Source organism: Bacillus sp. AFS001701, from assembly GCF_002559405.1.
GTDB lineage: Bacteria > Bacillota > Bacilli > Bacillales > Bacillaceae_G > Gottfriedia.
Window position 1 is genome coordinate 22,279 of sequence record NZ_NTZO01000142.1, and the last position, 13,485, is coordinate 35,763.

General features: G+C 33.7%; 10 protein-coding genes. 6 read left to right on the plus strand and 4 right to left on the minus strand.

Annotation, left to right across the window (positions count from 1 at the left end; translation table 11 throughout):
- The first annotated feature begins 60 nt into the window (after positions 1 to 60).
- Entirely contained in the window at positions 61 to 1,158 is a 1,098-nt protein-coding gene (gene mutY, locus CN514_RS11300; protein WP_098232666.1) for an A/G-specific adenine glycosylase, read from the plus strand.
- 54 nt (positions 1,159 to 1,212) lie between these two features.
- Here mutY and CN514_RS11305 read toward each other — a convergent pair whose 3' ends face one another.
- Positions 1,213 to 1,437: a hypothetical protein gene (locus CN514_RS11305; RefSeq protein WP_098232667.1), complete on the minus strand. Its 225-nt coding sequence runs from the start codon at positions 1,435 to 1,437 to the stop codon at positions 1,213 to 1,215.
- A gap of 154 nt (positions 1,438 to 1,591) precedes the next feature.
- Here CN514_RS11305 and CN514_RS11310 point away from each other — a divergent pair, with 154 nt between their 5' ends.
- From CN514_RS11310 to CN514_RS11325, 4 genes are all read left to right on the plus strand, one after another.
- The gene (locus CN514_RS11310) at positions 1,592 to 1,894 is read left to right on the plus strand and encodes a gamma-type small acid-soluble spore protein (RefSeq protein ID WP_098232668.1); all 303 of its coding nucleotides are present in this window, start codon (positions 1,592 to 1,594) and stop codon (positions 1,892 to 1,894) included.
- A 302-nt stretch (positions 1,895 to 2,196) separates the two neighbouring features.
- The gene (locus tag CN514_RS11315) at positions 2,197 to 2,454 is read left to right on the plus strand and encodes a YgaB family protein (protein ID WP_025671838.1); all 258 of its coding nucleotides are present in this window, start codon (positions 2,197 to 2,199) and stop codon (positions 2,452 to 2,454) included.
- 130 nt (positions 2,455 to 2,584) lie between these two features.
- Positions 2,585 to 3,115, plus strand: a complete 531-nt coding sequence (gene ntdP / locus CN514_RS11320; protein WP_098232669.1) for a nucleoside tri-diphosphate phosphatase — start codon at positions 2,585 to 2,587, stop codon at positions 3,113 to 3,115.
- A 96-nt stretch (positions 3,116 to 3,211) separates the two neighbouring features.
- Positions 3,212 to 4,972 (plus strand): ABC transporter ATP-binding protein, encoded by a 1,761-nt coding sequence (locus CN514_RS11325; RefSeq protein WP_098232670.1) that lies wholly within the window; start codon positions 3,212 to 3,214, stop codon positions 4,970 to 4,972.
- 415 nt (positions 4,973 to 5,387) lie between these two features.
- Here CN514_RS11325 and CN514_RS11330 read toward each other — a convergent pair whose 3' ends face one another.
- The 3 genes from CN514_RS11330 to CN514_RS11340 form a co-directional block, all read right to left on the minus strand.
- Complete coding sequence (locus tag CN514_RS11330) at positions 5,388 to 6,485, minus strand: FUSC family protein (protein WP_097978296.1); 1,098 nt, start codon at positions 6,483 to 6,485, stop codon at positions 5,388 to 5,390.
- A 336-nt stretch (positions 6,486 to 6,821) separates the two neighbouring features.
- The gene (locus tag CN514_RS11335) at positions 6,822 to 11,213 is read right to left on the minus strand and encodes a glutamate synthase-related protein (RefSeq protein WP_098232671.1); all 4,392 of its coding nucleotides are present in this window, start codon (positions 11,211 to 11,213) and stop codon (positions 6,822 to 6,824) included.
- 95 nt (positions 11,214 to 11,308) lie between these two features.
- On the minus strand, positions 11,309 to 12,610 hold the full coding sequence (locus CN514_RS11340) for a glutamate-1-semialdehyde 2,1-aminomutase (RefSeq protein WP_098232672.1): 1,302 nt from the start codon (positions 12,608 to 12,610) through the stop codon (positions 11,309 to 11,311).
- 273 nt (positions 12,611 to 12,883) lie between these two features.
- Here CN514_RS11340 and CN514_RS11345 point away from each other — a divergent pair.
- On the plus strand, positions 12,884 to 13,485 hold a 602-nt coding region (locus CN514_RS11345), incomplete at its 3' end, for an ABC transporter ATP-binding protein (RefSeq protein ID WP_141529354.1).

The following is a 13,485-nucleotide window of genomic DNA, read 5'->3' on the forward strand; positions in this document are numbered from 1 at the left end:
TAATTTTTATAGTATTGACTATTAACAAAAACATATAGATGTTAGAGAAAGGTATAAGTTATGAATAATGATTTAAATACGACATTAGAAGTTTTCCCCAAAAATGACTTTAAAAATAATTTAGTTAATTGGTTTTTAGCAGAACAAAGAGATTTACCTTGGAGAAAGAATAAAGACCCATATCGAGTATGGGTTTCAGAAATAATGCTTCAGCAAACACGTGTTGATACAGTAATCCCTTTTTATAATAAGTTTATGCAAAATTTCCCTACGATTGCTGACTTGGCGAATGCCGAGGAAGAAAAAGTACTAAAAGCTTGGGAAGGACTTGGTTATTATTCTAGAGCTAGAAATTTGCAATCGGCTGTCCGTGAAGTCCATGAAGAGTATTCAGGAAAAGTACCAGATACGCCAGAATTAATAAGTAAATTAAAAGGTGTAGGACCTTATACTGCTGGAGCTATCCTAAGTATTGCATACGGAAAACCAGAGCCAGCGGTTGATGGGAATGTAATGAGGGTATTATCTAGAATATTAACAATTTGGGAGGACATTGGTGTACCTAAAAACCGAAAAATTTTTGAACAAGCTGTAAGAGCTTTAATTAGTCATGAAGATCCGTCTGCATTTAATCAAGGTTTAATGGAGCTTGGAGCATTAATTTGTACCCCAACAAATCCTGCATGTTTACTATGTCCTGTAAGAGAACAATGTTTGGCTTTTGAAACTGGGGTTGTGACTGAGTTACCTATAAAAAGTAAAAAGAAGGCACCAAAACCAATTGATCTAGCAGTGGGTGTCATTAAGAATAGTAATAATCAATATTTAATTCAACAAAGACCTTCTAGTGGATTACTTGCTAATATGTGGGAGTTTCCAACAGCTGAATTACAATCAACGATGTTATCTAAAAGTGATACACTTAGCTTTTTCTTAAATCAAGAATCGCAATTAGTAGTTGAAGGATTATCTTATCAATTTAATATTGAGCATGTTTTTTCACATCTTGTATGGAAAATGGAAGTATATGATGGAAAAGCAATAAATGAAGGTAGTTTATCAAGTAATCAGAAATGGGTAACATTAGATGAGTGTAAAGAGCTCCCGTTTCCGGTAGTGCATCAAAAAATTTATCAGCAAATTGAAAAGCTTCAGTAATGAAACAAAGAACCCCAACAAAGAGTTGGGGTTTTTTGTGCTTTAAGAATCACTTTAGTCAAAAGTAGGGCGAGTACCACTAGTCCAGTCTGCCTCATTTCTATGAAGACCACCACGTGATTCAATTTCTTTTATTATTTCTTTTTGCATTGTGCTACCTTCAATATTTAAATAACCAGTAATTTGCTGAAATGAATGATGATAGTATTCCAATTCACTATCTTTCCACTGAGTTTTTGGAGTCATTGATAATTCTGAAAGATCTCTGCCAACGTACATAATAAACCTCCTTATAATTTCTTCTCATAGTTTTCCACTCGAACAGTTCATTAAACAAAAAAATTAAAGTAAAGTTTTTTACATAATTAAAGTAAAGTTTTTTACATATTACTCCGACTAATGGACATCATATTATTCGTGGAGGTGATAAATCATGAACAACAACAACAATCAATTCAATGCTGGAAAAACAGCATCTGGAACAAACATTGGCAAAGTAAGACAACAAAACCAAGGTTTTGGACAAGAGTTTTCAAGTGAAACTGATGTTCAAGCAGTTAGAGAAGCTAATGCACAATCTACTCAAAAAGCTGCTTCTAAAAACTTTGGACAACAAAACCAAAGTTTTGGACAAGAGTTTGCAAGTGAAACTGATGTTCAAGCTGTGAGAGAAGCAAATGCAAAATCTACACAAAAAGCTAACTCAGGCAACTTTGGACAACAAAACCAACAATAATTATCTAAAGAAAATTACTAGAAGTGCGCTGTTGATGAGAGATAGTAAAGATAGTCTTACTTTCTATATTCATCTTCCTGTCTGATGAGAGATCATGCAGTCTAGTTGTTATAAAGAACGTTCAAAAAGAGCACCCTTATATAAGGGTGCTCTTTTACCTACGTGTAATTTATGTCCAACATTTAAAATCCACATAGAATGATTAATTTCTTCTCAATAGTCAAATATCGTCAAATGTAGTCAAAGGGATTATGTTAGTTTTCAAGAAATAGTGTAATAATGAAAGAAGGATGGTGAATGGTATGCAAGTATTCGATGAATTGGTAAGTCGTCAGCTTGAAACAATGGATCAGTTAATAAAGATTCAAGAAGAAATTGAACGATGTCAAGAAATTGAAAACCAACTATTTGAATTAGAGGATTTGTCAAAATTGTCTTCTATCCAAGATGAAATACATATAATGAGATCTGAATTAAAAGCTATCCAAGACACCTTTTTAATCCAAACACAGCAAATTATTAAATCTTTCTCAGATGAGAGGAAAATTGCATTAAAATAAAAAAACAATGGGGCATTTTACCAAATTAACCTCCCTTTTGTTTAAAAATGGATAAGAACTAGTTATAATAGAAGTGTAAAGTATAAATAAAGTGTTGAAATGCGTCCACACTAGAAAGAAGGGAGAAACAATGAACGTTCCCAAACCAGGAGAAAAAATACAGATACATAGTTACAAACATAATGGACATATTCATCGTATATGGGAAGAGACAACCATTTTAAAAGGGACGCAGCAGTTAGTAATTGGCGCAAATGATCGCACGCTTGTAACTGAATCGGACGGTAGAACATGGGTTACACGAGAGCCAGCAATTTGTTACTTTGATATGGATTATTGGTTTAATGTCATTGGAATGATTAGAGAAGATGGAGTTTATTATTACTGTAATATTAGCTCACCATTCGTCTTTGAAGATGGTGCCATTAAGTATATTGACTATGATTTAGATATTAAAGTTTTTCCAGACATGACTTACGTGCTGTTAGATGAAGATGAATATGAGAATCATCGACAATTAATGAATTATCCTCCTATTATTGACCCAATCTTAAAAAAGAACTTAGGTTATTTAAAGGAATTAATTCATCAACGAAAAGGGCCGTTTGCTCCTGATTTTATTGATAATTGGTATGAACGATTCTTAATGTATCGTGATTAATTGAAACTGTTGAGCGGACTTAGTCTTTTTGAGAATTAATGATCTCAAAAAGATTGCTCAACAGTTTCTTTTTGAATGATATGAAAGGATGAAAATATGGGAAGTATTAAACGTTATTTAAAATTTGTTAAACCATATCGATTTCATATTTTTTTAACGATTGCTATCGGTATCGTTAAATTTGGAATCCCATTAATATTACCGTTTTTATTAAAATATGTAGTTGATAATATCATTAATTCATCATTACCAATTGCAACTAAAAGTTCACATCTTATTTACATCATGCTCATTGCATTTGGGATTTTTATTATTGTAAGACCACCTATTGAGTATTTCAGACAGTATTATGCTCAATATATCGGTAGTCGAATTTTATTTGATATTAGAGATCATTTATTTAAACATTTACAAAAACTCAGCTTAAGATATTATGCTAATGCAAAAACAGGTGAAGTCATTTCACGAGTAATAAATGATGTTGAATCTACTAAAGACTTCGTTATTACTGGGTTAATGAATGTTTGGTTAGATTTAATTACAATCTTAATCACAGTTACAATCATGTTAACAATGGATGTAAAGTTAACGCTTGTTTCATTAATCGTTTTGCCATTTTATACATTAGCAGTAAAGTACTTTTTCGGTCGACTTCGATTTTTGACTCGTCAAAGATCTCAAGCTTTAGCTGTATTACAAGGGTTCTTAACAGAAAGAATTCAGGGGATGCAAGTAACACGCAGTTTTGCATTGGAAGATTATGAAAGTGGACTATTTAAAGAAAAAAATGGTGAGTTTTTAGATCGTGCTCTTAAGCATACAGGCTGGAATGCGAGTACGTTTACGATTATTAATACATTAACTGATATTGGACCATTATTAATTATCGGATTTTCTGCATATCAAGTTATTCATGGTCACTTAACACTTGGTGAGATGGTAGCATTCGTTGGATATATTGATCGTTTATATGATCCACTTAGAAGATTAGCAAATTCTTCAACAGCATTAACACAATCGTTTGCATCGATGGATCGTGTCTTTGAATTAATGGATGAAAAGTATGACATCGTTAATCGAGATAATCCAATTTATGCAAAGAAGTTAGATGGTCAAATTCACTTTAATAACGTATCTTTCCAATATAATGCAGTTGATGCTGAGGTCATTCAAGATGTAACTTTTCAAATTGAACCTGGTCAAAAGATTGCATTGGTTGGATCGAGTGGTGGTGGAAAGTCTTCGTTAGTTAGTTTAATACCACGTTTTTATGACGTAACAAAAGGGTCTATTAAAATTGATGGTGTCGACATAAGGGATTTTGATTTAAAAAGTATGCGTGAAAAAATCGGTATCGTTTTACAAGACAATTTTCTATTTAGCGATACTGTAAAATCGAACATTCGTTATGGGAATCCGAGTGCTAGTGAAGAAGAAATTATTGCAGCTGCTAAAGCAGCCAACGCACATGATTTTATCATGAGTTTACCAGATGGATATGACACGCTTGTTGGGGAAAGAGGAGTAAAGCTTTCTGGTGGTCAGAAACAACGTGTAGCAATTGCCCGTGTATTTTTAAGAAATCCTTCTATTCTAATATTTGATGAAGCTACTTCAGCTCTTGATTTAGAAAATGAAAGGTATATCCAAGACGCGATTCATGAACTAGCAAAGAACCGTACAACAATATTTATTGCACATAGATTATCTACCATTACACATGTAGATAAAATCGTTTATATTGATCAAGGTCATATTGTCGAAATTGGTTCGCATGAGGAATTAATGGCTAAAAAAGAAGCTTACTATCATTTGTTTGAAATTCAAAATTTAGAAACTAGCTCGAGTTCGGTATAGAAGATTAGCACAAAGAAATTCTTTGTGCTTTTTTTTATTTGAAGAAGTAAGTGTGAATTAACAACGAACTGCAAATAAAATCCGAAAATCGTAAACAAAATTGGCAGAACTGCAAATAAAAATTCAAGAATCGCAAATAAAATCAGCAAAACTGCAATTAAAGTTTCAAAAATCGCAATTAAGATAAAAAATTACTTATACGGGTTCGCGTATTCCCAAGGAGAATGGCTCTAAAATAGATACTCTCTGCAAGAAAACAAGCAATACCACTCTAATTTCTATCCGATTGATTTAAAAATGGATAAAAATCAGCTTGCAAGGATTGAAAAAATCACATCAAATATAGAACGTCGTCGAGATACCCCATTTACTTTGATTCAAACTCAAAATAAAAAGCCTCCACAATTGGAGGCTTTTACATTGTTTCAACCTGTTCAACTTGAACTTGGTATTCTTTGTGATAAGTTTGATGGCTATCAACTAGTGTATTTAGATGCTCAACATTTTCGCTATATTCTAAAATGGCAGATACTACTTGGAATAAATGTAACCATGTTTTTTGTTTTTCTTCGTCATTAATATCATGGTGATCCAAGAATGCCTTTGTTAATTTATCTTTTAATATATTTTCTTCTCTATGAAGTGGAGCAGTTTGATCAAAGTTTACTTTGCCGATTAATTTCATTAAAGCATGTTCGTGAAATTGCATTAAGCATGTTAGTTCATTTTTTACTAAATCTTGGAACTCTTTCGGAGATGCGTTAATTTCATATTCTAATCGGTTTAAAGCTTTTAACGTATCAAATGCGTTATCGGCTGTGACAAGCATTTGTCTGAACAATACGATTTTACGAGATTTTTCATGCTCTTTTTTCTTACGACCAACAAGAATGATTCGGTCTTCTTTGTATAAGCGATAGATTTTCGTAACATTTCTCATGATTTCTTTTAATTGATAAATTTCATCTTTTAATCCATTATGGCTAACAGTTTTGTGTAGAGCCATCATCATTAATTTATTTGTTTGTTCAGTAATTGAAATCATGCCACGAGATAGTTTTTTTTCATAATTTGGAGGCATTAAGAAAATATTTACAAATGATGCAGCTAAAACACCAATTGTTACTGCCAAAATACGATCGAAAGTAAAAATGGCAAAGTGTTCGGTACTTGTACTTACCTCCATAATAACGACTACAGTAACTAATGTTGTAGCAATTGTATTTTCGAGTTTTAGTTTTAATGTAATGATAATCACGAGAATACATGTAAATCCTATAATTACTGGATTATTACCTAGAGTAATCACTGCAATAATTGCCAGGATCGCACCAATCAAGTTAGCTTGAAGTTGTTCAATTAACGATTTATATGATTGGTTTACTGATGATTTTAATGCCGAAATAGCAGAGATACCTGCAATCGAAGCTGTTGATAAATCAAAAAACATCGCGCTATAAATGGCGAGCGTAATAGCTATACCAGTTTTTAGAACACGCGCTCCTAATCTCATTGTATTACTCCTTTTTGTTTGTCTAGCTTAATGCTTGTAATGAAATATGAACGTTTAACTATATTACTACTAAACTACTGTTTATTACATCGAGTGTTTTTCAAAATTGCTTCAATTAAAAGTAACTTTTATTTTTTTCTCATGTAACATCCTGTAACTATACAATGAACTACACGCATTATCAATACAATTTTTTAAGAAATTATGTTAATTATATGAATGAGAAAAAAGATTAAATTGTTAGTTAAATTAAAAGATTTCGAACTTAGAAATGAAAGGGCTTTACTATTAAATAATCAAAAAAGAAGCGAAATATTTCGCTTCTTTTTTATAAAATCATTCAGTTGAAACAGATGGATCCGCTTGTTCTTTTTTAGGTTTAATTTGTAAGAAGTTTTGTTCAATGTCGCCTAATAAACTTTGGACAAATTCAGCTTCATCATGCTGATTATGCTGAGTTAAAAGTGAGATATATTTCTCTAACAATTCATTTAGATCGTTTTTACCAGTTTCATCGACAGGTACAATACTTACACTTGCACCATTTGCGATTCGATTTTGGTAAGCTTCATTAGTAAGGCCTAATTCAGAAGAGTTTCGAACATAAATTACTCCTCCAGTCATACCAGCACACATCCATGGACCTGGATCTCCTAGAACAACTGCACGACCACCAGTCATATATTCAAAAGCAAAACCGTTTATATTTGCTTTTGCACCAAGACGAGTTTTCTGTGAAATAGGTTGACTAGATTGATTACGACCACCAATTACAACATCGGCACCTGATAAACGAATGCCTGCTCGAGAGTCAGCGTTACCTTGGATAAAGAATTGTCCTTTTTGTGCTCCATATGCAAAGCATTTTCCGACCGAACCACCAAAGTATTGTCCGTTAGCACCTAAAGCTTTACTAATAAAAATCGTTCCACCAAAAGCAGTTTTCGCTACACCATCTTGAGCTCCGCCTTGAACGTATACAGAATAATCTTCTACTGTGTAAGTTCCTAAGCCATTTCCAGGAATGGATTGATCCTCGAAGCTTATCTCGACAGGGGAAGCTACACCTTGCGTTTGTTTTTTTACGACTAGGTCATGGATTAATAAACTGCCAGCATGGCGATATTCATTGTCAACCTTTTCATAAACTCCAACGTCATTACTTTGAAGTACTTTAGCAGATTCTCCATTCGAAAGTACATATTCTTTATCCTCAATTTTATTAGTAGATAATAAATTAGTTAAACTTAGCGTATCTAAAAATCTTGTTTGTTTTAAGAATTCAGTTTTACCAACAAGCTCTTGAGCATTTTTTACTCCTAATGAACCAACAATCACTTGCAATTCATCTTTGAATGCAGTGAAGAATTGTACTAAATTTGTTACTGCTGTTTCTAATTGTCTAGGAGTGAATTTTCGCAAACCGTGACGCATTGCTTCAATCTCTGATTCGATTTGTGTTGCAATACCAACGTGGCATGTATCTAAATGACAACCACGACATGTCGTACAACCGATTGCAATCATTGATAAAGTTCCAAATCCGATTCGGTTTGCACCTAAAATCATCATTTTTACTACATCATTTACGCTTTTCATTCCACCATCCGCCCAAATCTCGACAGAATTACGTAAACCAGATTCTAGTAATGCATTGTGGGCTGCACGAACACCAATTTCAACTGGTAAGCCTACATTTTGAATTGCATGAACACGGGCAGCACCTGTTCCTCCATCAAAACCGCTAATATTGATAAAGTTTGCACCCGCTTTTGCAATACCAACAGCAATTGTGCCGATATTAGGAACAACAGGGACTTTTACAGCAACTTTTGCTTTTGGATTAACAGCTTTAATTTCACTAATCATTTGAGCTAAATCTTCAATTGAATAAATATCATGATTATTTGAAGGTGAAATTAAATCAGAACCAAGTGTTGCATTTCTCGTTTCCGCTATTTTTTGTGTAACTTTTGAAGCAGGTAAATGACCACCCTCACCAGGTTTTGCACCTTGACCAATTTTAATCTCAATTAAGTTAGAAGAGTGAAGTAAATTAGCATTAACTCCGAATCGACCAGAAGCAATTTGCTGTCCACGAGTGTTTGGATATTTTCCAATCATATCTTGAATTTCTCCACCTTCACCATTTAAGCTGATCATATTCAGTCGATTTGCACCTTCAGCATATGCTCTAAAAGCAACTTCATTTTGAGATCCGAATGACATTGAACTGATAATAAATGGTAGTGAGTGAGTGCCTATTTCTAATGAAACTTGACTTGATTCAACTGGTTTACTACTTTCAACTAAAGTAAGCGCATGACGTACTGTAGTTGGTCGCTCTTCTTCAATTTGATTTAATTTTTGGCGGTATGTTTCATAACTACCTGTTTGTGCTGTTTCACCAATAGCTTTCCAAATTCGAGGGAATACGTGGAAAGATTTTGGCATAGTTGCGTTATTTGCGTTGTAATCTTCAGAACGTTTTTTCGAATCAGCCTCTAATAATTTGAATCCAGACACTGTTTGATCTCCGAAGAAGTTTATAACGCCTAAAGACGAAGTGATATCTTCTTGTAATCCAATGCTACTGAACATTTTTGCATAGCCACGTAGCTCATGCATCCCTATAGTTGAAATTACTTTTTCGATTCCTTTATTTAAAACATCATAAAGTTTTACTATTTTTTCAGGAGTTTCCAATTCTGAAATAGTTCCAAAAAGGAAATGAGGATTAATTGCATCTGCTCCTAAACCTTTCATTACCATTAAATCGTGAAGATTACGGATAGCAGCTGTCTTTAAGACAATCGAACAGTTTCTTCTTAACTTAGCATTCACAAGTCCATTATGGATTATTGCTGTAATAAGAGCCGGATCAATCCAGTATTGATTATTTTTATGAGCTTCATCATCTGTAATAACAATACATTCTGCACCATTTTTTACAGCTTCTACTACTTCGTATTTATATTGGGACAATGTTTCTTCTAAAGGTAAATTCGAAAATGTACTTTGAATTGTATAAAGTTTATTTTCTAATTGATATAGATTTAGAATTTCTTCATACGAAATTTGTTGTCTACTAGCTTTTAACGTATTACCTACAAAACCATCACCTATTATTGGAGAAGGGAGTTGTAGAACAATTCCTGAATCTTTCTTTGTAATGGATGGCCTTTTTCCTAATAGGACAGAAATAGAGAAATGCTCTGTTTCACGATCACGATCGATCGCAGGGTTCGTTACTACTGCAACTGTTTCTTTCATAAAGTCAGAAATATTTTTTCGAGCTTCATCTAAACATGCTAGTGGAGCGTCATGCCCTAATGAACGAATAGGTTCTGCACCTTTTTCTGCCATTTGTTCAACTAATTGGATTTGTTCCTTTTGCCATCCAAAAGCTCCATATTCAAACGGTTGAATTGAAGGAGGTGAGTGTTCTACGTAATCAGTTGAACTTGCTTCTGTATTTGCTAGATTAATTGTTAATTTTTCGTTTAATTTCGCTGTAACGAAATGCGTTAATTCACGGTGTGTTAATAGTTGAGCACGGTCTTTTAATAAATTAATGCCGACTTTTTCTCCAGGCGAAAGAGCATGTGGCTCAGATATAAATAATTCTGGAGATAGAATACCTTGCTCGGATGAAAATACATAATAATCATTTGTTTCAAGTAACCAAACTGGACGTAAACCTAAAGCGTCGACACTAGCAACAAATTCATTTCCTTCTCTTGTAAGTACGCCTGCGGGACCTTGACAAAATGGACCGAATGTACTTCGAATCGTATTGTAAATGTAGTTTACTTCTGGATCTGATTCAAATTCTGCTGGTACAGGAGGGAATAACAGTTCCATTGCTTCTTTCAAAGAGTAGTTATATTTATGAATAAGCGTCTCAAGTGTTATATTTACATCTTGTGAATCACTATTTCCATGCTTAATATTTGCACCAATTTGTTTTGCTTCAATTCTTAATTGTTCGATTGTGTTAATTTCTCCATTATGAGCTAGCATGCTAAATGGTTGAACTCTTGAAAATGAAGAAGATGTATTTGTTGAATATCGATTATGACCAACCACAACAGATGATTGAAAATTAGGATGCTGTAAATCTGAATAGTATGACAATAAAGTATCGATTGTTCCCATTACTTTATAAACACAAGTTGATTGACTGAGAGAGACAACAGTTACATTTGTTTTTTTGCTAATAATATTTGTTAAATCAAATAGAGTTGTACTTTGGTGATTTTTAATTGGGAGTAATGCTACTTGTAAGAACTCAGGTTCTACTGCCTGAGCGATTGGACCAAGTGCTGAAGTAAAGGTTTGATTACAACTATGAAATAAAGTTTCATAACCATTTTCTTCAAAAATTTGGAGTAATGTTTGTATTTCTGATTTTTCATCTAAGAAGAAATGTCCAACTGTAAATGAAGGGTGTGAAACAACTTCTGGACTAATTCCTACAGATGTAAGTTTTTCTTGCCAAAGAAGAGTGGGGATGTCAGTCTGAATTCCTACACCATCACCTTCACCGTTCGTAAATCCCGCTCGATGATTCATCTTTCGTAAACTTTCTGCAGCAATATCGATTGTATCTCTTGTTTGAGTTATAGAACGATTGATAAAGGCAACAATCCCACATGCATCATGTTCGTTATTGTAATAATCTCTAAATAAACCTGGTGACCATTCTGTTTTTGTTTGAAATTTCATTTAACTACCTCCTATTTTATGGTAAAAAAATTGATTATTCAGAAATAACTATGTATGAATAGAGGTCACTTCAAGTTGTAGTGACCTCAGATATATCATAGTTTAATCGTAGATAATTTTAGGAATGCGTTCCCAACAGCGTTAATTGTTTGATGAACGTCTTGTTCAGTATGAGCTGTAGTTAAGAACCAAGCTTCATATTTAGATGGTGCTAGATTAATACCTTCTTCTAATAGAAGTTTAAAGAATCTACCGAAAACTTCTCCATCGGATTCTTTTGCTTCTTCATAATTCGTTACTTCGTCAACATTGAAATAAACTGTTAATGCACCTTTTAAGCGATTGATTTTTATATGGATGTTGTGCTTATCAGCTTTTTCTTGAATACCTTTTTCAAGAATGGCACCTAGACGATCTAATTCCTCATAGACACCTTCTTGTTGTAATACTTCAAGACATGCAATACCAGCTGCAATTGATGCTGGATTACCTGCCATCGTACCAGCTTGATATGCAGGACCAAGTGGGGCAACAGTTTCCATAATTTCTTTTTTACCACCATAAGCTCCAATCGGTAATCCACCGCCTATAATCTTTCCAAGAGCTGTTAAGTCTGGTTCAATTCCTAATAAATTTTGTGCTCCACCATACATAAATCTGAAGGCAGTTATTACTTCATCATAAATGACTAAAGCACCGTGATTGTGCGTAATTTCATTTACAGCTTCTAGGAATCCTTCTTTTGGTTCAACGATTCCGAAGTTACCGACAATTGGCTCAACAAGTACACCAGCTACTTCATGACCCCATTTTTCCATTGTTTCTGCATATGCCTCAATGTCATTAAATGGAACTGTAATAACTTCATTGGCTATACTTTGTGGTACACCAGCGGAATCAGGAGTACCAAGTGTAGATGGTCCAGAGCCTGCAGCAACAAGTACTAAATCCGAATGACCGTGATAACATCCAGCAAATTTAACGATTTTAGTACGACCAGTGTATGCTCTCGCTACACGTATAGTTGTCATTACGGACTCAGTACCTGAATTTGTAAATCTGACTTTATCCATACTAGGAATCGCTTCTTTTAGCATTTTGGCAAATTGTAATTCAAGTTCATGAGGAGTACCGTAAAGGACACCGTTTTCTGCTGCTTTTGTGATTGCAGCTGTAATATGTGGGTGAGCGTGGCCAGTGATAATAGGACCGTATGCTGCTAAATAATCTATATATTGATTGCCATCAACATCCCAAAAATATGCGCCTTTTGCACGCTTCATTGTGACAGGAGCTCCGCCACCAACTGCTTTAAACGATCTTGAAGGACTGTTTACTCCTCCAACGATGTGTTCTAAAGCTTCATTATGTATTTCAATTGATTTTTGATTATTCATGGAGTACCTCCCATTATTGATAAAAAAATGAAAGAATTTAACCGGCATCTTTACATTATTTATGTGGTTAAATTACATTCTAGCACGAAATTTTAGCGCGTGGTAAATGTAAGCCTTTACAAGTTAAAAAGAAATTTGAACATTTCGTAGAATCTATATTTTTCACAAAAATAGTCCGAAAAAAATTGGAAACTACTTTTTAGTACTTTTTTATTGTACTTAGTTCGTATTTCAAATACACTAAGCGACGGAATAAAAAATGGAGGCAGTCTTATGGAAAACATAATCGAAGTTCAAAGCTTACACAAAGAATTTAAAACTTTCTTGAGTCGCTCTGGTGTAAAAGGTGCATTTAGAGATTTGTTTACAAGAAACTATAGAACAAAAACAGCCGTTAATAATATAAGCTTTTCTGTAAAAAAAGGTGAAATGATGGCTTATATCGGGGAGAATGGTGCAGGGAAGTCGACTACAATTAAAATGTTGACGGGAATATTAACACCTACTTCTGGAGATGTAAGAGTTAATGGTTACCACCCCCAAAAAGATCGAGAGCGTTTTGTTAAATCAATAGGTGTCGTATTTGGGCAAAGATCTCAATTATGGTGGGATATTGCAGTACAAGAATCATTTCGATTACTAAAAAAGGTTTATCAAATACCAGATAAGCAATATGAAGAACATATGGGTTATATCATAAAGACTTTGGATATTGAGCCTTTATTAGATCAACCTGTAAGAAAGTTATCTTTAGGTCAAAGAATGAGATGTGAATTAGCAGCTGCGTTAATTCATAATCCACCCTTATTATTTTTAGATGAGCCAACAATTGGATTAGATGTATTAGTAAAATTAAAAATTAGAGAGTTTTTAAA